The following is a 25,428-nucleotide window of genomic DNA, read 5'->3' on the forward strand; positions in this document are numbered from 1 at the left end:
TTCGCCGGGGCAGCAATCTGGAAGGAAGAGACAATGAATCATTACACACGCTGGCTGGAACTGAAGAAAGAAAATCCTGGCAAATACGCACGTGATATTGCGGGATTGATGAATATTAGCGAAGCCGAACTGACCTTCGCGCGCGTCGGTCATGACGCCTGGCGCTTACGGGGCGAAGTGCGTGAAATCCTCGGCGCACTGGAAGCTGTCGGCGAAACCAAATGTATATGCCGCAACGAATATGCGGTGCATGAGCAGGTTGGTGCGTTTACCAATCAGCACCTGAACGGTCATGCCGGACTGGTACTCAATCCGCGCGCTCTCGACCTGCGCCTGTTCCTCAATCAGTGGGCAAGCGTGTTCCATATCAGCGAAACAACCGCCCACGGCGAGCGTCAGAGCATTCAGTTCTTTGACCATCAGGGGGATGCGCTGCTGAAGGTCTATGCCACACAGAATACCGTCATTGAGGAATGGGCTGCGTTGCTGACCCGTTTCATCTTCGCTGAAAACCCGCCTCTGGCGCTGCAACCCGCCCCCCCTTCTGCTCCAGCCACCGTCACGGTCGATGCGCAGACCGTTGATCAAGAGTGGCGAGCCATGACCGATGTACACCAGTTCTTCGGTCTGCTGAAACGCCACGACCTCACCCGCCAACAGGCGTTTAACCTGGTGGGCGACGATCTGGCCTGTAAAGTCGCAAATAGCGCTCTGGCGCAGTTACTCGACACCGCGCGCCAGGATGGCAATGAAATTATGGTCTTTGTAGGTAATCGTGGCTGCGTACAGATTTTCACCGGTGTGATAGAAAAACTGGTGCCGATGAAAGGGTGGCTGAACATATTCAACCCGACATTTACCTTACACCTGCTGGAAGAGAGCGTGGCAGAAACATGGGTAACGCGCAAACCGACCGCCGATGGCCACGTCACCAGCCTGGAACTGTTTGCTGCCGACGGCACGCAAATCGCCCAGCTGTATGGTCAACGAACGGAAGGCGAACCGGAGCAGACGCAATGGCGCGCGCAAATTGACGCACTGACGCCGAAAGGGCTGGCCGCATGAAAAAACTGCTGGTCCTGATTGCGCTACTGCCCATCGTAGCGCTGGCTGCGTCCAGGGAACGGGTTGTTGCTCTCGGTGGCGATGTCACCGAGATTGTATACGCACTGGGAGCACAGTCTTCCCTTGTGGCGCGAGACAGCACCAGCCAGTGGCCTGAAGCAGCAAACGCCCTACCTGATGTCGGTTATTTGCGCCAACTCAACGCCGAAGGGATCCTTGCCACCCGCCCTACGCTGGTCCTTGCCAGCGCGCAGGCGCAGCCCTCTCTGGTGCTAAAACAGCTCGAACAGAGCAACGTCAGGGTTGTGACGATCCCGGCAAGCAACGCGCTTAATGTGATTGATGAAAAAATTCGCGTCATCGCCGAAGCCACCCATAGGGAGGCCGATGGCGAAACGCTGCGCACCCGCTTACGTCAGGAACTGGCGGCGTTGCCGTCATCTGAACTTAACAAACGCGTGCTGTTTATTCTCAATCATGGCGGGATGACCGCGATGGCGGCGGGCCAGCAAACCGCAGCCGATGCGGCTATTCGTGCCGCCGGTTTGCGCAACGCAATGCAGGGTGTTAACCGCTATCAGCCGCTGTCGCAGGAAGGTGTCATTGCCAGCCAGCCCGATCTGGTGGTGATTTCACAGGACGGCGTTGAGGCGATGGGGGGCGAAGATAACCTGTGGGCGCTGCCGGGCCTGGCGCAGACGCCTGCCGGACGAAATAAACAGGTATTGCAGGTTGACGATATGGCGCTGCTCGGCTTTAGCGTACGCACCCCGCAGGCCATTTTGCAGCTTCGCGCTAAAGCTGAGCAATTGCCCTGATGTCGCGACGTATCCGTTGTTCTTTGTGGACACTCGCACTCATGTTGGTCGTGATGACAATCATGGCTACCGGTTTTGGCGCGTTGCGCCTGCCGGTAAGTCTGCTGTGGCGTGATGGCGATGAGGCACTGCGTCAAATCTGGCTCACCATTCGCTTGCCCCGCGTCCTGCTGGCGCTGGTGATTGGCGGTTCTCTGGCGCTCGCGGGCTGCGTGATGCAGGGCCTGTTTCGCAACCCGCTTGCCGATCCGGGATTACTGGGGATAAGCAGCGGAGCCGCCTGCGCCGTCGCCCTGTGGGTAGTGCTGCCGGTCTCTTTGCCCGCGCTGTTGATGCTGTACGCCCCCATGCTGGCCGCTTTTCTCGGTGCGCTGGCGGCAACAGTGGTTATTTTTATCCTTAGCCAACAGCGCGACGCTTCACTCTCACGTCTGCTGTTGGTCGGTATTGCCATCAACGCGCTGTGCGGGGCGGCGGTTGGCGTTGTGTCGTGGGTCAGTAATGACGCGCAACTGCGCCAGCTGTCGCTATGGGGGATGGGCAGTCTGGGGGCCGCGCAATGGTCCACGCTGCTGGCTGTCACTTCATTGACTGTCCCGACGGTGCTGATCATCTGGCGTCTGGCACCGGCGCTGAACCTGCTGCAGTTAGGTGAGGAAGAGGCGCATTACCTCGGCGTAGATGTGCGTACCGTTCAGCGTGTTTTGCTACTTTGTAGCGCATTGCTGGTTGCCGCAGCCGTGGCGGTAAGCGGCGTAATAGGCTTCATCGGGCTGGTTATCCCGCATCTGATGCGCATGTGGCTCGGCTCAGACCATCGGGCCGTTATCCCAGGTTCCGTGCTGGCGGGCGCATTTTTATTGCTGATAGCCGACACGCTGGCCCGTACGGCGGTTGCGCCTGCGGAAATGCCGGTCGGTTTGCTAACCAGTCTTCTGGGCGCACCGTGGTTTTTATGGCTTATTTTTCGTCAGCGAGGACCGCATGGCTGAACATTTCATCGCTGAAGGGCTTCACTATCGCGTCGCGGGCAGAGCGGTGATTGACGACGTCACTCTTGCTCTCGAAAAAGGTGAACTGGTGGCGCTCATCGGCCCAAACGGTGCGGGGAAATCCACCCTGCTGCGCCTGCTGACCGGTTTTCTGAAACCGGCTATAGGGCGCTGCGTGCTGGCGGGTAAACCGCTGGATGAATGGCATACCCAAACACTGTCGCGGCATCGGGCGGTGATGCGCCAGCAAACGCAACTGGGATTTGACTGGTCGGTAGAGGCCGTCATCGCGATGGGGCGTGCGCCCTGGACCTCGCGGTCGGAACCTCGACTTATCGCTCAGGTGATGGAAATGACCGGATGTACACCGCTGGCGGGCCGGCAATACGCTGCGCTTTCCGGCGGCGAACAACAGCGAGTACAGTTAGCCCGTGCACTGGCGCAACTTTGGTGCGACGGCGCGCCTCGCGGCTGGTTATTCCTTGATGAGCCGACCTCTGCGCTGGATCTTTACCACCAGCAGCATCTGTTGCGCTTGCTGAAAACGCTTACCGATTCACAAGAGCTGCATGTGTGCATTGTGCTTCACGATCTGAATCTCGCCGCACTGTGGGCAGACAGAATAGTGTTGCTGCACAACGGCAGGCTGGTGTCACAGGGAACGCCTGAGGCCGTGTTACAGGCCGATGACCTGAAACGCTGGTATGGCGCGCAGGTACACGTTGGCCAGCATCCGGCCAACGGATCCCCGCAGGTGTTTCTGGCCCCTTAGCTTGAACAGCTCACTTCCAGCCGTTTGCCCCAGTCAGGTGGACGGCTGACATAGTCATCATCACGTTCGACAAATGGGGTACGCAACGCTTCGTGTAACCGATGCAGCTCGGCGTAATCCCCCTGCTCTGCCTGATTAATCGCCCGTTGCGCCAACCAGTTACGCAATACCATCGCCGGATTAGCCGCCTTCATCTGCGTTTGTCTGACTGCGTCGGCAATGTTGTCTTGCTGCAGGCGTGAGCGATACCGCGTGAACCAGTCGTCAAACGCTGCGCGGTCGATAAACTCATCGCGCAGCGGGGATTGCGCGCTGTGTTGTTCCGTCTGACTGAGCATGCGAAACGTTCGGGTATAGTCGCTTCTTTCCCGCGCCATCAGGTTAAACAGTTCACTAAGCAGTTCGTTATCGTTTTTTTGCTCGCTAAAGAAGCCAAGCTTTTGTCGCATCCGCTGACCGTAGCGTGTTAACAGCGCCAGTTGATAACTGTCCAGCGCATCATTAAGCGCCTCGACCGGGATAAATGGCGACAGAGTTTGCGCCAGACGTTGCAGGTTCCAAAGCGCCGCGGCCGGTTGATTATCGAAACTGTATCGCCCCTGGTTGTCTGAGTGGTTGCAGATAAAATCGGGCACGTAGTCATCAAGGAAACCGAATGGGCCGTAATCCATCGTCAGTCCCAGAATCGACATGTTGTCCGTGTTCATGACACCATGCGCAAATCCCACCGCCTGCCAGTCTGCGATTAACGTCGCAGTACGCGTAACAACATCGTTAAACCACAGCTGATACTTATCGGCTTCTTCCTGCCATTGCGGCCAATAATAGCGAATCGCAAAGTCAGCCAACTGGCGCACTTTTTCCGGCTCGCGGCGATAGTAAAAATGCTCAAAATGGCCAAAGCGCAGATGGCTTTGCGCCACGCGAATGAGCATCGCCCCTGATTCTACCGTTTCGCGATACACCGGCGTGTCGCTGGTAACAATCGACAATGCCCGCGTGGTCGGTATTCCCAGGTAATGCATCGCTTCGCTGGCCAGGCTTTCGCGAATTGTCGAGCGCAGTACGGCGCGACCATCCCCCATACGGGAATAAGGCGTAAGTCCGGCGCCTTTCAGGTGCCAGTCACACGTTGAGCCGTCAGCGAGCTGTTGTTCGCCCAACTGGATCCCGCGTCCATCGCCAAGCTGGCCCGCCCAGACGCCAAACTGATGTCCGCTATAAACTTGCGCTAAAGGCGACATCCCGGGAAGCAACGATTCACCGCCCCAAACACCGGCTCCGGTCGGAATATCAAATAGCGTCTCTGGAATAGCTAATTGCTCCGCCAGCGCATCGTTATGCCAAATCAGGCGCGCGTTTTTCAGGGGAGTGGGTGAAAGTGCTGTATAAGTTGCTGGTAATTCATCACGCCAGCGGGTGGTAAAAGACAGGGTCATAGGGCCTCCTGTCTCTAGTGTAGACTGTTAAAAGCCTGTTAAACACCAGCAAATATGAGGGTTATATCTTCGCGAGCGAAATTATCTGCGCGGGAGGCACAGCAGGCCACAGCGCGCCCTGCATGGCGCTGAATCCCAGAGGCAGTACGCGCGCTAACATCTCGGGTGTATCAATACCGCTAATGATAATTGACTCACTGCTGGGAAATAGCTGTGCCAGGATAGCCCGCATAAATGGCTCAAACGAAATATGTGTAATCCTTTGTTGAACAAAGTTTTTATCGAGCACGACGCGTTTGAACAGCCCATCAAAAATTGCCCGGTTTGATATGCCGCCAGCACCATAGTTTGTCAGTACTAATGGAAATCGCGCCGCCAGTGCTGCCAGCGTTGGATTCGCTTTTCCATTATTTAACTCTGGATAGTTTTCATTAATAGCCAGTTCCAGAAATGACAATCGTTCAACTTGTGAAGCAAATTTAGCATCTGATAATAAAGTATTAGCAATTGCCGGCGTTAAATTAATCCAGGCAGAAACCTTTCGTTGAATAAAAAAATGTTGGCACGTTTCGATTAATTCAAGCTTTTCGGTAAATAAGCGATATTGCTCTTCGTCCGACATCCGAGGTAAGACCAGCTCGGTGGGTATACGCACATCCCCCTGCGCACTGGCAAAACTGGTAATGATATCTACGTATTCAAGATCGCCTTTTTCGTTTCTCGCAGGGAGAAAAGAGAACTCTGAATGGTAAAGAGTATCCATTGAAACAATCATCGTGCCAGCCCCTCTGCATAGGTGTTATCCGGCATCCTGTAGCAAAGGATGGAGAAATACGTTATTGCTGATGCAAGTAGAGGCCCTTTCATTTTTCCCTTTATAGCCAGTAAATCGAATCCCTTTTTTTTAGCTTATCCTGATTATAAGCGAATATCCAGCTTTGCACTTTTTAATATCTCGGAATAAATCATATTTTTAGCAAGATACGCTCTTAATGTTCAGGGGTATTGTCCGGCTGGCGGCAGAAATAAGAAGTTACTAACAAATGGAAATGTCGAGGCTGCTCAGCCGTAGGCAGCCTCGTGACTGATGAGGATTAAATACGTCGCGCCTGCCAAAAGTTTTTGCGCCAGTAAACGTTGTCCAGTGACGAGCGCATCACACCACGGCTGGTTGAGGCATGAATAAATTGATTATTGGTGTCGTAAATTCCGACATGCAGACCGCTTTCCCCAGACCCGGTTTTAAAGAACACCAGATCGCCGGGCAGCAAATCATCTTTATCAATTTCGGTACCAATCTTTGATTGCGTGCGGGTATCACGCGGGAGTTGCAGATCGAATTTATCGCGCATTGTCATCAATACAAATCCAGAACAATCCACTCCGCTACGGCTCATGCCGCCATAACGATAGGGTGTGCCATGCCAGGTTTGTAGCTGGTCATTAAGCCCGGCGATAACGGCGATAGAATCCGACAAGCGGGCATTTGGCGCAGGAGCACGATGGCTGCTGCAGCCCGCCAAAAACAATGCTGTGATGAAAAGAAGCCAAAAGCGCATTCAGGACGAATCCTCTGAATTATATTTTTATGTCAATTTAGCGTGGAAATTATATGATTTTCAAGAACCCATTTAACTTAAGTGGTTGATATGAGCATTCTGTGGCCTTCAATATCCAAACGACGGAAGTTCACACCATAAGCCGCAGACAGATTGGCCGGCGTTAGTACCGTATCGCGAGCACCACTGGCAAGCAGCTTCCCGCGTTTGAGGAGCCAGGCCTTGTGCGCATGACGTAAGGTATGATTAAGGTCATGGCTGCTCATTACAATCGCGATGCCCTGCAAACACAACTGACCCAGCATCCGGTCCAGCGCATTTTGTTGCGCCACGTCCAGGCTGTTCATCGGCTCATCCAGCAGCAAAAGCTGGCCGAATGGATTCGCTTGTGGGCAAATCTGCAGGATAACCGCAGCCAGGCGCACGCGCTGCCACTCACCGCCGGAGAGCTGATTCACGCTGCGTCCCAGCTTATCCGCAAGCCCAAGCGCATCGGCGACTTCCTGTAACAGATCGGTGCGTGCTTTATCGGGTTGATGCAGCGTCAGAAAATGCCAGACCGGCATCGCAAACGGCGGGTTTTGCTGTTGCGCAAGATAAGCGCGATATTGCGCCAGCTTTGCTGCAGGCCATTCATCCAATGACACATCACCAAAGGTGATGCTGCCCTTGCCGGTCGTCAGACCCGCCATTCGCGCCAACAGTGTGCTCTTTCCTGCGCCGTTAGGTCCCACTAAATGCAGGATCTCCCCTGCTTTTATCTCACCAGAAAGCGGGCCGAGTCGGGTCGATTCTGCTACGTCCTGTAGCTGCATCAATCGAGACATTAGTTTGCCAGCGCCGTCTTGATGGATTGCACCAGAACAGGATCCTCAGGCGTCATATCGGGTGAAAATCGTTGCAGTACCTGACCATCCCGACCCACTAAAAACTTCTCGAAATTCCACAGAATATCGTCCGGGTAGAGCGGCGCCCGACCTTTACTCGCCATACGCTCATAGAATCCACTATCCGCAGGCGCAACGGCGGTTGGCGCGGCATCAATCAGTTTCTGATACAGCGGATGGCGTCCCTCGCCGTTGACCTCAATTTTGCTGAACATCGGGAAGGTAACGCCCCAGGTGGTACTGCAGTACGTTTTTATTTCCTCTTCACTGCCCGGCTCCTGGCCCAGAAACTGGTTGCAGGGGAACCCAAGAACGGTAAAGCCCTGCTGATGCCAGGCTTTCTGCAGATTCTCCAGTTGCTCATATTGCGGCGTTAGCCCACATTTTGAAGCAACGTTGACGATTAACAGCACATTTCCGGCATACGGCTGCAGTGAGGTAACCTCGCCGTCGATGGTCGTCACGTCTGTATCGAGGATAGTGTTTTGCATAGCATCTCCAGAACAACAGGTGGATTTTAGTTTTTAATCATAGACCGAATCAACGCGTTCTAGCGCGCGGCTTTTAACAATAGCCAGATAAATACCGGTGCGCCCATGGTGGCCGTCACCACGCCAATTGGCAGCTCAGCCGAGGCCAGCACCAGACGCGCGACAACATCAGCCAACAGTAATACGATAGCGCCAGCCAACGCGCAGCCCGGCAGTAACACGCGATGATCGGTTAAGCCGCACAGCCGCAGAATATGTGGGATCACAAGCCCAATAAAGCCAATCGCTCCCGCCAGAGCCACGCTTACGCCAACCATCCAGCCCGTGGCGACCACCAGCAGGTTGCGCCAGAACCATAACGGCAATCCCAACTGACGTGCAGAAGTCTCCCCCAGCGCCAGCATATTCATCGGCTGCGACTGACAGCAGATCCACACCAGCACCGGAATCAACGCCACCATGAGCCAGGCCTGATGCCAGTCAACGCCGCCAAAGCCCCCCATCATCCAGTACATTAGCTGTCGCAAATCAAAAGAAGTGGAGAAGTAGATGGCCCATGTCATCAGCGCGCTACAGATAATGCCCAGCGCCACCCCCGCCAACAGCAGACGGCTGGTAGACAAATGACGGCGGGCAAAACGGAGCAGAATAAGCGTGATAATCAGCGCCCCAGCGATGGCGCATAAGCCCAACGCCCAGCCGGGGAGCTGCCCCTGCCCCAGCAGCACCGCCGCGATGAGCCCGACGCCCGCGCCATTAGACACGCCCAGTAATCCAGGCTCTGCGAGCGGGTTTTCAAAGAGAGCTTGCATCACTGCGCCAGATAAGGCCAACGCAGCGCCTACCAGCAAAACGGCGAGGGTACGGGGAAATCGGATTTGCCAGACGAACAGATCACCGCGGGCGCTGAACCAGTCGCCGGGGGCGATCCACTGTTCTCCTGCGCATAAACTAATCACGAGCATGGCCAATAGCAACAGCGTTAAAGTGCCTAACCAGTATCGGTCTCGCCGACGTTGTAATTGTGCAAAAGGTTGCATGTTTATACTTTTTTTATGGGTTATCTCATTAATTTTACGATGAAAGCAAAAAACATGGAAGGAAGCTCTACCGCAAATGAGGCAATGGCCCAAAACAGCATGAACCTTAGTCTTTTGCATAATGCAATGCTGGCAGCAATACCAGGTAGTAGCTGTCATTATTAATATCGTTCCTGAGATTAAATAAATAACCACAACCGGACAGGATGTCCGGTTGCAGAAGTTTTGTGTGATTGTCTTCTCATCAATACATAAATATATTGTGTAGTCTTCGTATCATCATAACACCCTCAGGAATTATCTTATGGATATAATTCTTTCGCTTATTGCCGGTGCAATTATTGGTTTCATATTTACATTAATAAAACTTCCCATTCCAGCCCCTACTGTCTGGCCTGGTGTATTTGGTATCATCGGTGTACTTAGTGGTAATCAGATCTTTAATTATTTATTCAACAAATAAATTCATTCACCAAAGAAATTAACGTATAGACAAAATAAACTTATTACATGGACCTCTCATCACATTCATGAAAAGTGAGGATTAGATGCCCTGTCGTTACAAAAAACAGCGTCTTCGCTATATTTTAACACTACTCAAAAAACAAGGAAGTGTAAAAATATCATCTCTTGTTAAGGTACTTGATGTTACGGAAAGAACACTCCGCCGCGACATCAATGACCTTGTAAAAACAGGACATGTCCGCTCATGCTATGGAGGTGCTGTATATAATCACGACAATGCTTTCCCATTATATGAGAACAACTCTCTTTATTTGCACCAAAACATCATCATTAACCAATCAAAGATCGAACGAGAAATATCAATGAACGAAAACAATGGGAAAGTTTACATTCTGGGTTCATTTAATACCGACTTAGTCTATCGGCTTCACCGTTTTCCTATTTCAGGGGAAACCACGCGCGCGCTTTTTTCCTGTTGTTTACCCGGAGGGAAAGGCAGCAACCAGGCGATAGCATCCGCACAAGCCAATGCTCGCACTTATTTTACAGTCAAATTAGGTGAAGATGAGTTTTCAACTAAAGCCCAGCATTTTTTAAATGGCGTAGGATTAGAAAAGCTAACCATCTTTACCAAAAATGATGCACCAACCGGCAGTGCCGTAGTGATGATATCCGAAGAGGCTGGCGATAATGTAATCGTTATTAATCCAGGGGCTAATCAGGAAATAACAAGTGAAGAAATTATATCCTGTTATGACGAGATAGGCACCGCCAATGTTTTTTTGACGCAGATGGAAAACAATCCTGACGCTACAGCTCAAGCTATTAAGTTCGCACATGCCGCCGGGGTGATGACAATCCTGAATCCAGCGCCATGGCGCAAGGAGGTGACAGACCTTCTCCGCTGGACACACATCCTGACCCCAAACCTCACAGAAGCAGAGGCGATAATTGGCAAGGCTATTCGTACGCCAGACGATATTCGTCAGGCCGCCGAAACCATGCACCAAATGGGACCACAATATATTCTAATTACGTTAGGCAAAGATGGGTGCTGGTTATTTGATGGTTCTACACACCAACAGTTCCCGGCATATCCCGCCGTTAATATTGATACATCCGGCGCCGGTGATGCATTTAATGGTGCACTCGCGGCACGGCTTGCCTGTGGAGAAAATATTGCCAGCGCAATTCATTACGCCTGTGTATTTGCAGCACTGGCTGTAGAGCGTGAAGGTGCAGCCAATATGCCATCCCATGAACTCGTATTAAAACGATTAGCTTGTACTAAATACTGATATTTACCCACCACCAAAATAGGGATATAAAATGAAAAAAATCGCCTTCGGGGCTTTATTATCGTGCGTAGCTTTTTCCTCATTAGCTGAACAACAATACGGTTGGGGGAATATACATTTTGACTATCAATCCTGGGATGCTGGTGTTAAAGACCTCGAATATGAACAAGCCTTAATTGGTATTGAGGGAGGTATTGGTTTTGATTGGGGTGAAATGTACGGTTTTTATGATTTTGAAAATATTCTAGATGACGAGGGAAATCAGGGGCAGACTGCGAATGGTGAAATCCATACCTACCTCAGGAAAACAGGTGCCAGCCTATTTACAAAAGTCTATAATTCGCAAAGCCCTAATTTTAAAGAGACGAATCAATTTATTGGGCTTGGCTATACCGACCTGAAAGGCGATGGATGGTGGTTTAAACCCTGGATTGCTCGTCAGTACATTACCGCACACAGTAATTTTGGCCCAGCTTATGATATTAATGGACTCAATGGTTTCTCAATCGGATGGAACGCTGGCTATGCTTTCAATCTTCTCAACCATGACTTCTTACTGTCCAATTGGAATGAAATAGAACTTGACCGTAATGATGACTATACCGCTAACAATCATGGTAGCAATGGTTTAAACGGCGGTCTGAATATTACCTGGAAAATCATGCCTCATATATCCACCACATTAATGTATCGATACTTCTATAACAAACTTGGTGCGGATGGATATGGCGATATTCTCATTTATCGACTGGCCTACGACTTCTAACTTAAGGAACATTAACGATGTTAAGTATCCACTGGCCTGAATTAACTTCAGCGCAGCGTATTGCCTTAATTACGCCACCTAAGTATGGCAAAGTGCCTATCGTTATTGACAGCGATACCTACAATGAAATTGACGATCAGATGGCCATTGCCTGGGCATTCTTACACCCGGAGCGCCTCGATCTGCAAGCTGTTTACGCCGCTCCGTTTACCAACCACTATTTTGGTAAAGAGGGCTCGCACACATATGTTGACGATCCCGCAGTAGGCATGCAACTGAGCGTCGATGAGATCTATCGCGTATTTAACAAACTCCCCCGCCGCGAAAACATACCGCAAATATTCCAGGGTTCAACACGCTATCTGAAAGATAGCAACCAGCCGGAGATGTCAGCAGCAGTACAGGATTTGATTAACCGGGCAAGAACGGCTGAGCAAACATTACATGTACTCGCAATCGCCGCGCCGACCAATATCGCTAACGCACTGCTCCTCGCGCCGGACATCGTAACAAAGATTCATGTCATCTGGCTTGGGGGTAACAGTTATGCCTGGAAAGATAATCATGAATTCAACCTGATGCAGGACATTGCGGCGAGTCGGGTACTTTTTGATAGCGGCGTAGCGCTCACCCAAATCCCCTGCTTTGGCGTGGCTAACACTATGGCCTCATCGGTCCCAGAGATGCAGCACTATTTTGCAGAGACCAGCCGCATTGGTAGCTACTTTGCTGAAATTGCCCCGCGATGCCCCTGGATTGGTTTTGCATCCCGCAAAGTCATTTGGGATATCACTACGGTTGGCTATGTCCTGAATCCTGACTGGTTCACCTGTGAATACCTTACATCCCCTTTGATCAATGACAATCTGAGCTGGAGTTTTGATAACCGCCGTCACGTCATTCAGGTCGCAAAATTTATTGAGCGGGATGCGCTCTTTAAAGATCTTTTCCGAAGCATCATTGATGCCGATGAGGGATAAACCATGCAGATACTCATCGTCATACTTGGCATTGTTGTCCTGTTACTCGTTGCCTGGCTATGTTCAGAAAATCGCAAAGCTATCCGGTTTCGCACTGTTGGCGGCGCCTTTGCAATCCAGGCTCTTTTTGCTGCATTTATCCTGTATGTCCCCTTAGGGGAAAAAATCTTACTCGCCATATCAAACAGTCTGTCCGGCATGCTGAACTATTCGTCGGAAGGGATTAACTTTCTCTTCGGTAATCTCGGACAGTTCAAAATGGGGTTTGTATTTGCCGTGCATGTTCTGCCGATTATCATTTTTATGTCAGCATTGTTCTCCGTGCTGTACTACCTGGGCATCATGCAGTGGATTATCCGTCTCATCGGTACGGGTATCCATAAACTGCTGCGCACCAGCCCGGCAGAATCCATGGCTGCAACGGCCAATATTTTTGCGGGCAATACTGACGTCTTCGTCCTGATGAAGCCTTATGCACCACGCATGACGCGCTCAGAACTGTTTGCCCTCATGACAGGTGGTGTGGCCTCTATCGCAGGCTCAGTGCTGGTTGGCTATGCCAGTATGGGGATCGAAATTCGCTATCTGGTAGCCGCCTCTTTTATGTCAGCACCAGGCGGTCTGTTAATGGCGAAAATGCTGTTTCCAGAAACGGAACCCGAAAATACTGCCGACGTGTCAGGCGATATGCTTGGTCAAGAGGAAAAGCCTATCAACATCGTTGAAGCGGCGACAAATGGCGCGACTATCGGGCTGAAGCTAGCCGCTAACGTGGGGGCAATGCTTCTGGCACTGATTGCATTAATTGCTATGGTGAACGGCTTGTTGGGCTGGTTTTGTAGCTTTTTCGGCTATGGTAACGTCACGCTACAATTTATCTTTAGTTACCTCTTTGCTCCGGTTGCCTGGCTGTTGGGCATTCCCGCTAACGAAGTCTTGCAAATTGGCAGCCTGTTAGGTCAAAAATTGGTGTTGAATGAGTTCGTCGCGTATACCAGCTTTATTCCAATGAAAGACCAACTGTCGGAATATTCGCAGATAATAACGATCATGGCGCTGGCTGGGTTTGCCAATTTGTCCTCTCCTGCCGCATTGATTGGCGTACTGGGGGGGATTGTGCCGGGGAAAAAAAGTTTCATTGCTAAAATGGGGCTTAAAGTGATCCTGGCGGGCACGTTGTCTAACCTGCTGAGCGCAGCACTGACCGGGCTGTTTTTCCTTCTGGCCCACTAAGAAAAAAGGCCGCATTCGCGGCCTTTTTAGTTAGTTCAGATTACTCTTCTTTCGGCGTTGCGTTTTCAACCCGGCTTTTTAACTTCTGCCCGGGTCTGAAGGTCACCACGCGCCGTGCTGTAATGGGAATATCTTCGCCCGTTTTCGGATTACGGCCCGGACGTTGATTCTTATCACGCAGATCGAAGTTACCAAAACCAGAGAGTTTTACCTGCTCACCATTTTCCAGAGCACGACGGATCTCTTCGAAAAACAGCTCGACCAGTTCTTTGGCATCCCGCTTGCTAAGCCCAAGCTTATCAAACAGATATTCTGACATTTCAGCTTTTGTAAGCGCCATAGGTTCAATCCCTCAATGATGCCTGGAATCGCTCTTTTAATGCCTCTACACATTTGGCGACGGTAGCGGCAATCTCCTCTTCTTCAAGTGTACGGCTGGTATCCTGAAGGATCAGGCTGATAGCGAGGCTCTTATAACCCTCCGCAACACCCTTACCGCGGTACACGTCAAACAAGTTTACGCCAACTACCTGATTTACGCCAACTTTCTTACATTCGGATAAAATATCCGCAGCGGGAACGTTTTCTGCCACAACGACTGCGATGTCGCGACGGTTCGCCGGGAAGCGAGAAACTTCACGCGCCTGAGGCACCACGCGGTCTGCGAGCTTGTTCCACTCCAGTTCAAACACCAGAGTGCGACCGTTCAGATCCAGTTTACGTTCCAGTTCAGGATGAACAACCCCAATGAAACCAATGCGTTCACCTTTCAGATAAATCGCCGCAGACTGCCCCGGATGCAGTGCTGGATTCGCTTCAGCTTTGAATTGAATATCCGCCAGCTTGCCGGTCAGGTCGAGAACCGCTTCCAGATCGCCTTTCAGATCATAGAAATCAACGGTCTCTTTTGCCAGATTCCAGTGTTCATCATGACGGTTACCGCAGATCGCGCCCGCCAGCATCAGATCCTGACGGATCCCGAGGTTGGCCTGCGTGTCCGGTACGAAACGTAAACCCGTTTCGAAAATACGCACGCGGTTTTGCTGACGATTCTGGTTGTACACTACCGTAGACAGCAAGCCGGTCCACAGGGATAAACGCATTGCCGACATATCAATCGAGATTGGGCTTGGCAGCAACAGCGCTTCTTCAGCCGGGTGCAGCAGCGCCTGGACTTTCGGGTCGACAAAGCTGTAGGTAATAACCTCCTGGTAGCCTTTGTCATTCAGCATGGTTTTTACGCGTTTCAGCGACAAATCCGCTTCACGATGCGTACCCATGATAAGACCCGCCTGAATTGGCGTATTCGGGATATTGTCATAACCGTATACACGGGCGACTTCTTCGACCAGGTCTTCTTCGATCTCCATATCGAAACGCCAGCTCGGCGCTACCGCTTTCCACTCATCTTGCCCTTCCGTAACATCACAACCCAGACGACGCAGAATATCGCTCACCTGTTCATCCGCAATATGGTGTCCGATCAGACGATCCAGTTTGCTACGGCGAAGCGTAATGGTTGCGCGTTTTGGCAGCGAGGCTTCGTTCGTCACGTCAATGATTGGACCCGCTTCGCCGCCGCAGATATCGATCAGCAGGCGCGTAGCACGTTCCATGGCTTTATGTTGCAGCGCCGGATCGACACCACGCTCATAGCGGTGAGAGGCATCGGTGTGCAGACCGTGACGACGTGCGCGACCGGTAATAGACAGCGGGCTGAAGAACGCGCATTCCAGCAGGACGTTTTGCGTTTCATCATTCACACCGGAGTGCTCGCCACCAAAGATGCCGCCCATTGCCAGCGCTTTGTTATGGTCCGCAATCACCAGCGTATCCGCATTCAGCTTCGCTTCGCTGCCGTCCAGCAATACCAGGGTTTCACCTTCTTTTGCCATGCGGACAACAATCCCGCCTTCAATGCGGTCTTTGTCGAATGCGTGCATCGGCTGGCCCAATTCGAGCAGCACATAGTTAGTCACGTCAACCACGGCATCGATCGAGCGGATGCCGCAACGACGCAGTTTTTCTTTCATCCACAGCGGGGTTGGCGCTTTAACGTTAATGCCTTTCACCACGCGGCCCAGATAGCGTGGACAGGCTTCCACCGCGTCGACCTGAATCGGCAGGACGTCGTGAATGGTTGCGGCTACTGGCGCTATTTCCGGCTCAACCAGAGGGGCTTTGTTCAGTACAGCAACGTCACGTGCTACACCGATAATGCCTAAGCAGTCGGCGCGGTTCGGAGTGACGCTGATTTCGATAGTATTATCGTCAAGTTTCAGGTATTCACGGATATCGGTACCAATTGGTGCATCGACAGGCAGTTCGATAATACCGTTGTGATCGTCAGAAATGCCCAGCTCGGAAAACGAGCACAGCATGCCTTCAGACGGCTCACCGCGCAGTTTTGCGGCTTTGATTTTGAAATCGCCCGGCAGAACGGCACCAACAGTTGCTACAGCCACCTTCAGCCCTTGACGGCAGTTTGGCGCACCGCAGACGATATCCAGCAGGCGGTCGCCGCCGACATTCACCTTGGTGACGCGCAGTTTGTCAGCGTTCGGATGCTGAGCGCACTCAACCACTTCGCCCACCACAACGCCGTTGAACGCGCCAGAAACAGGATCCACACCGTCAACTTCCAGACCCGCCATCGTGATTTGGTTTGACAACGCATCGCTATCAATCGCCGGGTTTACCCATTCGCGTAACCACAGTTCACTGAATTTCATTGTTTTATCCTGCCTTTATTTAAACTGTTTGAGGAAACGCAGATCGTTTTCGAAGAAAGAACGCAGATCGGTTACGCCATAACGCAGCATGGTCAGACGCTCCATACCCATACCGAATGCAAAGCCAGAGTAGATTTCCGGATCGATACCGACGTTACGCAGCACATTCGGATGAACCATTCCGCAACCCAATACTTCCAGCCATTTGCCATTTTTACCCATCACATCGACTTCCGCAGAAGGTTCGGTGAACGGGAAGTAGGAAGGACGGAAACGAACCTGCAGGTCTTCTTCAAAGAAGTTGCGCAGGAAATCATGCAGCGTGCCTTTCAGGTTGGTGAAGTTGATGTTGGTATCAACAATCAGCCCTTCCATCTGATGGAACATTGGGGTGTGCGTCTGATCGTAGTCGTTACGATATACGCGGCCCGGAGCGATAATACGGATCGGCGGCTGTTTTTCTTTCATGGTGCGGATCTGCACGCCGGAAGTCTGCGTGCGCAGCAGACGCGTCGCATCAAACCAGAAAGTGTCGTGGTCAGCGCGCGCCGGGTGATGGCCAGGAATATTCAGCGCATCGAAGTTATGATAGTCATCTTCGATTTCCGGACCGGTCGCCACGGTAAAGCCCAGCTCACCAAAGAAACTTTCAATGCGATCGATAGTCCGCGTTACCGGATGCAAACCGCCGTTTTCGATACGACGCCCAGGCAAGGAGATATCGATCGTTTCTTCAGCCAGACGAGCATTCAGCGCGGCATTTTCTAATTCGGCTTTACGCGCGTTCAGCGCTTGCTGAACCTGCTCTTTGGCTTCGTTTATCACCGCACCTGCTGCCGGGCGCTCTTCTGCCGGCAGTTCACGCAGGGTAGTCATCTGAAGGGTCAGGTGCCCTTTCTTGCCCAAATATTCGACGCGGACATTGTCTAACGCGGCAACATCTGAAGCCTGGTTAATGGCGGCCGTTGCACTGGCAACCAGCTCTGCGAGATGTGACATGGTTTTCCTCGTTATGTTGCGATATTCACTAGTCGCTCGTATATACACAAAATCATTCTGGCTGAGTCAAGGCAGCAGTAGAGCGCTAATCCTCAGGAGCGTACACACGTACGAGACTGGGGGAAGCGACTGCAGCCAATGCAGAGGCAGCCTGAAGGATAACGTGTATAAAAAAAGCCTCCACCAGGGAGGCTTTTAGGCGCTGTTTTCCGTTTCTTCTTTCACGCGCAAGCCTCCTGAGTTCAGGTGCTAAAGTAAAAGAAGAAGCGGAAAATAGCAGCATTCATGCTTGCGTTACCTTGTGTGGTAAAAACCGAACAACCTTTATTGAAAAGGCTTACGGATAAATTGTCAACCAATTGATTGCACTACAAATAAAAGAGAGGGAGCCAGGCTCCCTCTTTTCACCGGCTTATGCCAGAGCTGCTTTCGCTTTTTCGACCAGAGCGGTGAACGCTACTTTGTCGAATACTGCGATGTCAGCCAGGATCTTACGGTCGATTTCAACAGAGGCTTTTTTCAGGCCGTTGATGAATTTGCTGTAAGAAATACCGTTCTGACGTGCTGCTGCGTTGATACGCGCAATCCACAGTTGACGGAACTGACGCTTTTTCTGACGACGGTCACGATAAGCGTACTGACCAGCTTTGATAACAGCCTGGAAGGCAACGCGGTATACGCGAGAACGCGCACCGTAGTAGCCTTTAGCTTGTTTCAAAATTTTCTTGTGACGTGCACGGGCAACTACACCACGTTTTACGCGAGCCATATGTGCTCTCCTGTATCTATATTCTTAGTAAAAAAATTAATTAAACGTTAACGGCTTATGCGTACGGCAGGCACGCGATAACCAGCCCCAGATCGCCTTTAGAAACGAGGCCTTTTGGACGCAGGTGACGTTTACGCTTAGTAGATTTTTTGGTCAGAATATGACGCAGGTTTGCGTGCTTACGCTTAAATCCACCACCACCGGTTTTTTTGAAGCGCTTAGCAGCACCGCGTACGGTCTTAATTTTTGGCATTTTAATAACTTCCACTTCGCATTGTTAATAAACGAAACGTAGGCGAACAACGGCTGTGGAACCCGCAGGCTCCACAGACATTGCTACTTGAAGGCCTTACTGTTTCTTCTTAGGAGCGAGCACCATGATCATCTGGCGGCCTTCGATCTTCGTAGGGAAGGATTCGACTACTGCCAGTTCACTCAGATCGTCACGGACGCGGTTGAGCACTTCCATACCGATCTGTTGGTGGGCCATCTCACGACCGCGAAAACGCAGCGTGATCTTAGCCTTATCGCCATCTTCCAGAAAGCGTACCAGGCTGCGGAGTTTTACCTGGTAATCGCCATCGTCGGTGCCAGGACGGAATTTAATTTCCTTAACCTGGATAACTTTTTGCTTTTTCTTCTGTTCCTTAGAAGACTTACTCTTTTCATAAAGGAACTTGCCGTAGTCCATAATACGACAAACTGGCGGTTCGGCGTTAGGGCTGATTTCAACTAAATCTACTCCAGCTTCTTCAGCTTTTTCGATCGCTTCTCTCAGACTCACAATACCCAAAGCTTCGCCTTCCAGACCTGTTAAGCGAACTTCCAGGGCGCGAATCTCGCCATTGATACGATTCGGACGTGCCGTTTGAACTCGTTTTCCGCCTTTAATACCTTATTCCTCCAGTTGTTGAAGACTGCGGCTGCGAATCTCTTGTTGCAGCTTCTCAATCACTTCATTTACGTCCAGGCTGCCCAAGTCTTTGCCACGACGGGTGCGCACGGCAACTTTGCCTGCTTCTACCTCTTTGTCGCCACAGACCAACATATAAGGGACACGACGTAAAGTGTGCTCGCGGATTTTAAAGCCAATCTTCTCATTTCTCAAGTCTGCTTTTACACGAATACCCGCATTTTGTAGTTTCTGCGTTAATTCGTTGACGTATTCAGACTGTGAATCGGTGATGTTCATGACGACAACCTGAACTGGCGCAAGCCAGGTCGGGAAGAAGCCAGCGAACTCTTCGGTCAGGATACCGATGAAACGTTCCATCGACCCAAGAATTGCGCGGTGAATCATAACCGGCACCTGACGCTCGTTGTTTTCGCCAACATAAGAGGCGCTTAAACGGGACGGCAGAGAGAAGTCCAGCTGTACAGTACCGCACTGCCATGCACGATCGAGGCAGTCATACAGGGTAAATTCAATTTTCGGACCGTAGAATGCGCCCTCACCCAGTTGGTACTCAAACGGGATGTTGTTTTCTTCCAGCGCAACGGCCAGGTCAGCTTCAGCACGGTCCCACATTTCATCGCTACCGATACGTTTTTCGGGGCGAGTGGACAGTTTGACGACGATTTTCTCGAAGCCAAAGGTGCTATACATATCGTAGACCATACGAATGCAAGCGTTAACTTCATCACGGATCTGCTCTTCTGTACAGAAGATATGTGCATCATCCTGAGTGAAGCCACGAACGCGCATCAGGCCATGCAGCGCGCCTGACGGCTCATTACGGTGGCAGCTACCAAACTCGGCCATACGCAACGGCAGATCACGATAGGATTTCAGACCCTGATTGAAGATCTGCACGTGGCCCGGGCAGTTCATGGGCTTAATGCAGTATTCACGGTTCTCAGAGGAGGTCGTGAACATCGCATCTTTGTAGTTATCCCAGTGACCTGTTTTTTCCCACAGCACGCGGTCCATCATGAACGGACCTTTAACTTCCTGATACTGGTATTCTTTCAGTTTTGAGCGAACAAAGACTTCCAGTTCACGGAAGATTGTCCAGCCATCATTGTGCCAGAACACCATACCCGGCGCTTCTTCCTGCATATGATACAGGTCAAGCTGCTTACCGATTTTACGGTGGTCGCGTTTGGCCGCTTCTTCCAGACGTTGCAGGTAGGCACTCAGGGCTTTTTTATCGGCCCACGCAGTACCATAAATACGCTGCAGCATCTTGTTATTGCTGTCGCCACGCCAGTATGCCCCAGCGGTCTTCATCAGTTTGAAGTGATGACAGAAACGCATGTTCGGCACGTGCGGGCCACGGCACATATCGACATATTCTTCATGATGGTACAAGCCAGGCTTGTCATCATGGGCAATGTTTTCATCAAGAATGGAGACTTTATAGGTCTCGCCACGCTTCACGAAGGTTTCACGCGCTTCGTACCAGCTGACTTTCTTCTTAATGACATCGTAGTTTTTCTCAGCGAGCTCGTGCATCCGCTTCTCGAGCGCGTCGACATCTTCCTGGGTTAGCGTACGGTCAAGATCGATATCGTAGTAAAAACCGTTATCAACAACCGGTCCGATCGCCATTTTGGTGTGCGGCCAGAGTTGTTTGATCGCGTGCCCTAACAGGTGCGCACAGGAGTGACGAATGATCTCCAGACCTTCTTCATCCTTCGCGGTGATGATAGAGAGCTTCGCATCATGCTCAATCAGATCGGAAGCATCTACCAGCTCACCGTCAACACGGCCAGCAATAGTGGCTTTCGCCAGACCTGGACCGATGTCCAGCGCAACATCCATGGGGCTTACAGCGTGGTCGTAATGGCGTTGGCTGCCATCAGGAAGAGTAATAACAGGCATGTTATATCCTTATTTGCAGTGGTGACCCACACGTAAGATCACATACAAAGATTCAATATTTAAAATCATCAAAAAGGTGTGGGCTGATTCCCGCTTCACTCTGCGAAATATGTCACTGGTCGCCTTAATGGCTACACTGGACCTACACCCGCTTTTTGATAACACCGTTTGACAGTGTACACGGCATTACGAGCCGATCAAAGCAACAATCAACGTGCACTCTATGATGTAAATCAATTCACTGACACCCTGACGTTTTTGTTACACTTGTATAAAGTTATCTAACCTGAGCAGGAAAAGGACAATGCCAACAAATCGCTTTGCGAAGAAACACTGGAAGATGGTTGTGATACTGCTCGTTATTTGTGCGGCAATGCTGATGCTACGTTGGGCTGCGATGATCTGGGGTTAAAATACTGGTACACGCAGTTCCGGTTCCGTTGTATTTATCAATTAAATCGAATTCGTCTGAAAATAGCGCGTTATTGATAAGTATTAAAAATAAAACACAGATTTAATATTAAATAAATTTAACGTTAATTGAGAAAAGCCGGGCCAATTATTTGACCCGGCTTGTCATTACATACGATAGCCGAGTGACACAGTAGTACGACGATCGGTATGCTCCGGCGCTGTTGCCGGTGGTTCAGAGTTCCAGGTAACGTTGTAAGCCACCTTTAACCCAAAGTGTTCGTTGATGGCAACGTTCAAGGCTGTTTCAGAATTGAGCGTTGTATCGTCAGCACCAAATACCGACACACCTTGCGTAAACTTAGTATTGTCCGTCATCTGCCACGCATAGGCCCCGGACGCATAGCCCAGCGGCTGTGTTTCGGTGGTGCCATCCGTGTGCTCGTCATAGCGCACACCAGGACCGAATTCAAAACGGAAGCTGTGCACCGGTCCGTTGAGGAACTGACGACCATAACCTGCGGTTAGCACGTCACGCTCGCGATAGCCGTTGTAACGGTCGGTCAGCCAGCTTGCCTGACCAAAGAGATAGTCATAGTCGGTCATGTTGTAACGACTACGGCCACCTACGGCATATTTCTCCGATGAACGCTCATCATTTGAGGAGGTATTGCTGGCATTTCCCCACAAAGACCACGCCGTAGTTTGACCGTACCAGGTCATGGTGGTGTCTGCAGTTAAAGAAGAACTTTTTGTGTTGCCTGACTGGGCGAGATATCCCGCGTTCAGATTACCTTCAAAGGTTTTTTTCGCGCTGGAAGGGTCATCCATGACAGTAAAAACGGAATCATCGGCGGCAGCCTGCATTGACGCAAGCAGGCCACCCGTCAGCAGTAACGCTGCGGGCACTGTCTTCAAAAGCTTCATTTATTAAGAGTCCGTACAACAAAAAAAGAGACCATAACGGTCTCGGAAACTTTCATATGGATCAATGACAAAAGACCCTTGAAAGGTAACAAATTATAAAAAGACTCGAATAACATAGCAATAAATTCTTATTTCATTTTTTGAATAAGAACGTTCCTAAACCGTTTTTTTATTTATATATCTTTAACGCGATTATTTTAAATAAAGATATGAAAAATCATGTTGTTAATTACTTCACTTTCGGGGGGTTAAGTGCCAGACTGAGGACAGCCTAACAGGAGGTAAAGATGGTACGTATCTATACGTTAACACTTGCGCCCTCTCTCGATAGCGCAACAATCACGCCGCAAATCTACCCGGAAGGTAAGCTTCGCTGTACCTCGCCGGTTTTTGAACCCGGCGGCGGCGGCATCAACGTCGCTCGCGCAATTGCCCATCTTGGCGGCACCGCTACGGCCATCTTCCCTGCGGGTGGCGCCACCGGAGAGCATCTTGTTGCTTTGCTCGCCGACGAAAGTGTTCCCGTATCCACCGTCGAAGCTAAAGACTGGACCCGACAAAATCTCCATGTCCACGTTGAGTCCAGCGGCGAACAGTATCGCTTCGTCATGCCAGGCGCTGCGCTCACCGATGATGAGTTCTACCAACTTCAGGATCAGGTGCTGGAAATTGAGTCTGGCGCACTGCTGGTTATTAGCGGCAGTTTGCCGCCTGGCGTACAGCTTGAGAAGCTGACCCGGCTCATTACCACAGCACAAAAACAAGGGATTCGCTGTATCGTCGATAGTTCTGGCGAAGCGCTGGCGGCAGCATTAACCATCGGCAATATCGAACTGGTCAAACCCAACCTCAAAGAACTGAGCGCGCTGGTGAATCGCGAACTCACGCAGCCCGATGATGTGCGCAACGCCGCGCAGGAAATCGTGCAAAGCGGAAAAGCGCATCGTGTAGTGGTCTCGCTTGGACCACAAGGAGCGCTGGGAGTTGATCGTGAAACCTGTGTCCAAGTGGTTCCGCCACCAGTGAAGAGTCAAAGTACCGTAGGCGCGGGCGACAGTATGGTCGGGGCCATGACGCTTAAACTGGCTGAGAGCGCACCTTTTGCAGATATTGTTCGTTACGGTGTCGCCGCAGGTAGCGCCGCCACCCTGAATCAGGGTACGCGTCTGTGCGGTTTAGACGATACGCAAAAAATATACGCGTATCTGGCTCAGTAATAACGGCTTCCACTTGTCTAGATACAAGGGGATTTCCCCGTAAAACTGTCGGCATAGGTGTTATACGTCTATGATAAAAAATCACGTGATTACAAAGCAGTGAATCATGTGCGACCAGGCGTCTTCACAACTATGCGAGGTGAAGAAGAACGACACACATTAAGTGCCTTTCCAGCGATGACGCGTCCGTGGTGTGCGTCAGTTCGTGTTTTTTAACCGCATTCTTGCGCTAACCTTATGATCTGGCAGACAACATGGGGAGAGACATCATGTGGCAGGCTATCAGTCGTCTTTTAAGCGAGCAATTAGGTGAAGGCGAAATCGAACTGCGTAACGAACTGCCCGGCGGAGAGATCCACGCCGCATGGCATTTACGCTATGCGGGGCGCGATTTTTTCGTTAAATGCGATGAAAGAGAGCTGTTAACCGGCTTTACGGCGGAAGCCGATCAGCTGGAGCTACTTTCTCGCAGTCAAACCGTATCTGTACCGAAAGTCTGGGCGGTAGGCGCAGACAGAGATTACAGCTTTCTGGTGATGGATTTCCTCCCTCCCCGTCCGCTTGATGCGCACAACGCGTTTATCCTCGGCCAGCAGTTGGCGCATTTGCATGAATGGAGCGATCAGCCGCAGTTTGGGCTCGACTTCGATAACGCGCTCTCTACCACGCCGCAGCCCAACACCTGGCAACGTCGCTGGTCAACCTTTTTTGCCGAGCAGCGTATTGGCTGGCAGCTGGAACTCGCCGCTGAAAAAGGCATTGCGTTTGGCAATATCGACGCCATCGTCGAGCATGTTCAGCAGCGTCTCTCTTCTCATCAGCCGCAGCCGTCTCTTCTGCATGGTGATTTGTGGTCCGGGAACTGCGCTCTCGGCCCGAACGGCCCGTACATCTTTGACCCTGCCTGCTACTGGGGGGACAGAGAGTGTGACCTGGCAATGCTGCCGTTACATACCGATCAGCCGCCGCAACTCTATGACGGTTATCAGTCTGTTTCTCCGCTACCATTGGATTTTCTCGACAGACAGCCTGTCTACCAGCTCTATACGCTGCTGAATAGGGCTATTCTGTTCGGGGGACAGCATCTGGTCGTGGCGCAGAAAGCGCTGGACAGGTTACTGGCGGCTTAGCAAAGTCGCACGTTGCTTATCTGGCCTGGCGTTTCGCAACGCGTCAGGCCTGATAGTGCAGCAGTTACAAAAAACCCAGTAATGAAAAGAAGAAGTAGCCAATCACGATAACGATCACCGGCAAAATATAGAGCGGGAAAATTTGTAAAAAGATCGTATGGTGCGGTACCACAATACGCGACTCAAGTTGCTCGCGTGATAACCCTTCACTGCCCTTTGCCTGTTCCAGAATCAACTGATCCTCAACGCCCTCGCGTAAATAACGCGCCTGACGGCTCATTCTGGCGCCTGAATCCTGCAACGCCAGACCGATAAAAATCAGAATGAAAATCAGCCAAAAAACGAGATTCAGTCCACTTTGAAAATCGGGCGTCGGCGAGTTATACCAAAACACGTTAAGAAAAGGTGTGTTCACACGCATCATGTCGATCATCACGTGTGCAAAATCGAGCATGACCGCGTTAATCCCTTCCTGCTTTTCGCTGTGCGCATACATAAACTTCAGTACTGAAACCAGGGTTGAAATCAGCGCGGGAATGAAAATCACCCATCCCACCAGCCTTTTCAAGATGGCAATGCGTCCAGCTTGTTGATACGTCATGAGTTCCCCTTGA

The 25,428-nt window shown here is 51.1% G+C and carries 28 protein-coding genes and 1 other annotated feature; of the genes, 12 read left to right on the forward strand and 16 right to left on the reverse strand.

Annotated elements, in window-relative coordinates; translation table 11 throughout:
* Positions 1–33: 33 nt before the first annotated feature.
* From chuS to HV314_RS14345, 4 genes are read left to right on the forward strand one after another with little or no spacing between them, the layout of a single operon-like run.
* On the forward strand, positions 34–1,065 hold the full coding sequence (chuS, locus tag HV314_RS14330; protein WP_181545911.1) for a hematinate-forming heme oxygenase ChuS: 1,032 nt from the start codon (positions 34–36) through the stop codon (positions 1,063–1,065).
* Complete coding sequence (locus HV314_RS14335) at positions 1,062–1,883, forward strand: heme/hemin ABC transporter substrate-binding protein (RefSeq protein WP_181545913.1); 822 nt, start codon at positions 1,062–1,064, stop codon at positions 1,881–1,883. The genes chuS and HV314_RS14335 overlap by 4 nt, the downstream gene beginning before the upstream one ends.
* The gene (locus tag HV314_RS14340) at positions 1,883–2,875 is read left to right on the forward strand and encodes a FecCD family ABC transporter permease (RefSeq protein ID WP_181545915.1); all 993 of its coding nucleotides are present in this window, start codon (positions 1,883–1,885) and stop codon (positions 2,873–2,875) included. The genes HV314_RS14335 and HV314_RS14340 overlap by 1 nt, the downstream gene beginning before the upstream one ends.
* Positions 2,868–3,647 (forward strand): heme ABC transporter ATP-binding protein, encoded by a 780-nt coding sequence (locus HV314_RS14345; protein WP_181545917.1) that lies wholly within the window; start codon positions 2,868–2,870, stop codon positions 3,645–3,647. Before HV314_RS14340 ends, HV314_RS14345 begins: the two co-directional genes overlap by 8 nt.
* Here the strand turns inward: HV314_RS14345 and selO are convergent.
* From selO to btuC, 6 genes are all read right to left on the reverse strand, one after another.
* Entirely contained in the window at positions 3,644–5,086 is a 1,443-nt protein-coding gene (selO, locus tag HV314_RS14350) for a protein adenylyltransferase SelO (protein ID WP_181545919.1), read from the reverse strand. The genes HV314_RS14345 and selO overlap by 4 nt on opposite strands.
* 61 nt (positions 5,087–5,147) lie before the next feature.
* Positions 5,148–5,861 (reverse strand): EAL domain-containing protein, encoded by a 714-nt coding sequence (locus HV314_RS14355; protein WP_181545921.1) that lies wholly within the window; start codon positions 5,859–5,861, stop codon positions 5,148–5,150.
* 319 nt (positions 5,862–6,180) lie between these two features.
* Positions 6,181–6,645, reverse strand: coding sequence for an NlpC/P60 family protein (locus tag HV314_RS14360; RefSeq protein ID WP_003832591.1), 465 nt, complete (start codon positions 6,643–6,645; stop codon positions 6,181–6,183).
* 77 nt (positions 6,646–6,722) lie between these two features.
* Entirely contained in the window at positions 6,723–7,472 is a 750-nt protein-coding gene (gene btuD, locus HV314_RS14365) for a vitamin B12 ABC transporter ATP-binding protein BtuD (RefSeq protein ID WP_109017543.1), read from the reverse strand.
* A complete protein-coding gene (locus HV314_RS14370) occupies positions 7,472–8,023 on the reverse strand; it encodes a glutathione peroxidase (RefSeq protein WP_016156341.1) in 552 nt (183 codons plus the stop codon). The genes btuD and HV314_RS14370 overlap by 1 nt, the downstream gene beginning before the upstream one ends.
* A 59-nt stretch (positions 8,024–8,082) precedes the next feature.
* Positions 8,083–9,063 (reverse strand): vitamin B12 ABC transporter permease BtuC, encoded by a 981-nt coding sequence (btuC, locus tag HV314_RS14375; RefSeq protein WP_137380461.1) that lies wholly within the window; start codon positions 9,061–9,063, stop codon positions 8,083–8,085.
* A 304-nt stretch (positions 9,064–9,367) separates the two neighbouring features.
* On the opposite strand from btuC, the gene HV314_RS14380 reads away from it, so the two are divergent.
* The 5 genes from HV314_RS14380 (at position 9,368) to HV314_RS14400 (ending at position 13,805) form a co-directional block, all read left to right on the forward strand.
* On the forward strand, positions 9,368–9,526 hold the full coding sequence (locus tag HV314_RS14380; protein WP_049268801.1) for a DUF1427 family protein: 159 nt from the start codon (positions 9,368–9,370) through the stop codon (positions 9,524–9,526).
* A gap of 85 nt (positions 9,527–9,611) precedes the next feature.
* Entirely contained in the window at positions 9,612–10,826 is a 1,215-nt protein-coding gene (locus tag HV314_RS14385) for a PfkB family carbohydrate kinase (RefSeq protein ID WP_065554671.1), read from the forward strand.
* A gap of 31 nt (positions 10,827–10,857) precedes the next feature.
* Positions 10,858–11,592, forward strand: coding sequence for an outer membrane protein OmpK (locus tag HV314_RS14390; protein WP_181545923.1), 735 nt, complete (start codon positions 10,858–10,860; stop codon positions 11,590–11,592).
* A 17-nt stretch (positions 11,593–11,609) separates the two neighbouring features.
* Entirely contained in the window at positions 11,610–12,572 is a 963-nt protein-coding gene (locus HV314_RS14395) for a nucleoside hydrolase (protein ID WP_169330177.1), read from the forward strand.
* Positions 12,573–12,575: 3 nt separating this feature from the next.
* Positions 12,576–13,805, forward strand: a complete 1,230-nt coding sequence (locus tag HV314_RS14400; RefSeq protein ID WP_181545925.1) for a NupC/NupG family nucleoside CNT transporter — start codon at positions 12,576–12,578, stop codon at positions 13,803–13,805.
* 40 nt (positions 13,806–13,845) lie between these two features.
* Here HV314_RS14400 and ihfA read toward each other — a convergent pair whose 3' ends face one another.
* From ihfA to thrS, 8 genes are all read right to left on the reverse strand, one after another.
* The gene (ihfA, locus tag HV314_RS14405) at positions 13,846–14,145 is read right to left on the reverse strand and encodes an integration host factor subunit alpha (protein WP_003030571.1); all 300 of its coding nucleotides are present in this window, start codon (positions 14,143–14,145) and stop codon (positions 13,846–13,848) included.
* Between the two features lie 4 nt (positions 14,146–14,149).
* Positions 14,150–16,537 carry a phenylalanine--tRNA ligase subunit beta gene (gene pheT / locus HV314_RS14410; RefSeq protein WP_181545927.1) on the reverse strand — a complete coding sequence of 796 codons (2,388 nt, stop codon included), beginning with the start codon at positions 16,535–16,537 and terminating at the stop codon, positions 14,150–14,152.
* A gap of 15 nt (positions 16,538–16,552) precedes the next feature.
* Entirely contained in the window at positions 16,553–17,536 is a 984-nt protein-coding gene (pheS, locus tag HV314_RS14415) for a phenylalanine--tRNA ligase subunit alpha (RefSeq protein WP_016152865.1), read from the reverse strand.
* 167 nt (positions 17,537–17,703) lie between these two features.
* Positions 17,704–17,828, reverse strand: a sequence feature (Phe leader region).
* Positions 17,779–17,823 carry a pheST operon leader peptide PheM gene (pheM, locus tag HV314_RS27185; protein WP_001386830.1) on the reverse strand — a complete coding sequence of 15 codons (45 nt, stop codon included), beginning with the start codon at positions 17,821–17,823 and terminating at the stop codon, positions 17,779–17,781. It overlaps the preceding feature by 45 nt.
* A gap of 120 nt (positions 17,829–17,948) precedes the next feature.
* On the reverse strand, positions 17,949–18,305 hold the full coding sequence (gene rplT / locus HV314_RS14425; protein ID WP_003030578.1) for a 50S ribosomal protein L20: 357 nt from the start codon (positions 18,303–18,305) through the stop codon (positions 17,949–17,951).
* 55 nt (positions 18,306–18,360) lie between these two features.
* Complete coding sequence (gene rpmI / locus HV314_RS14430; RefSeq protein WP_003030583.1) at positions 18,361–18,558, reverse strand: 50S ribosomal protein L35; 198 nt, start codon at positions 18,556–18,558, stop codon at positions 18,361–18,363.
* A gap of 96 nt (positions 18,559–18,654) precedes the next feature.
* Positions 18,655–19,197, reverse strand: a complete 543-nt coding sequence (gene infC / locus HV314_RS14435) for a translation initiation factor IF-3 (protein ID WP_048997935.1) — start codon at positions 19,195–19,197, stop codon at positions 18,655–18,657.
* 3 nt (positions 19,198–19,200) lie between these two features.
* Entirely contained in the window at positions 19,201–21,129 is a 1,929-nt protein-coding gene (gene thrS, locus HV314_RS14440) for a threonine--tRNA ligase (protein ID WP_016152864.1), read from the reverse strand.
* Positions 21,130–21,433: 304 nt separating this feature from the next.
* On the opposite strand from thrS, the gene yniD reads away from it, so the two are divergent.
* The gene (gene yniD / locus HV314_RS14445) at positions 21,434–21,541 is read left to right on the forward strand and encodes a small membrane protein YniD (protein ID WP_003030590.1); all 108 of its coding nucleotides are present in this window, start codon (positions 21,434–21,436) and stop codon (positions 21,539–21,541) included.
* Positions 21,542–21,708: 167 nt separating this feature from the next.
* On the opposite strand, the gene HV314_RS14450 is transcribed toward yniD, so the two are convergent.
* Entirely contained in the window at positions 21,709–22,467 is a 759-nt protein-coding gene (locus HV314_RS14450) for a DUF481 domain-containing protein (protein ID WP_181545929.1), read from the reverse strand.
* Positions 22,468–22,754: 287 nt separating this feature from the next.
* On the opposite strand from HV314_RS14450, the gene pfkB reads away from it, so the two are divergent.
* Complete coding sequence (gene pfkB / locus HV314_RS14455) at positions 22,755–23,684, forward strand: 6-phosphofructokinase II (protein ID WP_181545931.1); 930 nt, start codon at positions 22,755–22,757, stop codon at positions 23,682–23,684.
* A gap of 269 nt (positions 23,685–23,953) precedes the next feature.
* Positions 23,954–24,814: a fructosamine kinase family protein gene (locus tag HV314_RS14460; RefSeq protein ID WP_016152861.1), complete on the forward strand. Its 861-nt coding sequence runs from the start codon at positions 23,954–23,956 to the stop codon at positions 24,812–24,814.
* A 64-nt stretch (positions 24,815–24,878) separates the two neighbouring features.
* Here the strand turns inward: HV314_RS14460 and HV314_RS14465 are convergent, their stop codons facing one another.
* The gene (locus HV314_RS14465) at positions 24,879–25,415 is read right to left on the reverse strand and encodes a YniB family protein (protein ID WP_019076635.1); all 537 of its coding nucleotides are present in this window, start codon (positions 25,413–25,415) and stop codon (positions 24,879–24,881) included.
* Positions 25,416–25,428 lie beyond the last annotated feature (13 nt).

This window comes from Citrobacter sp. RHBSTW-00887 (genome assembly GCF_013728095.1).
GTDB classification, from domain to species: Bacteria; Pseudomonadota; Gammaproteobacteria; order Enterobacterales; family Enterobacteriaceae; genus Citrobacter; species Citrobacter braakii.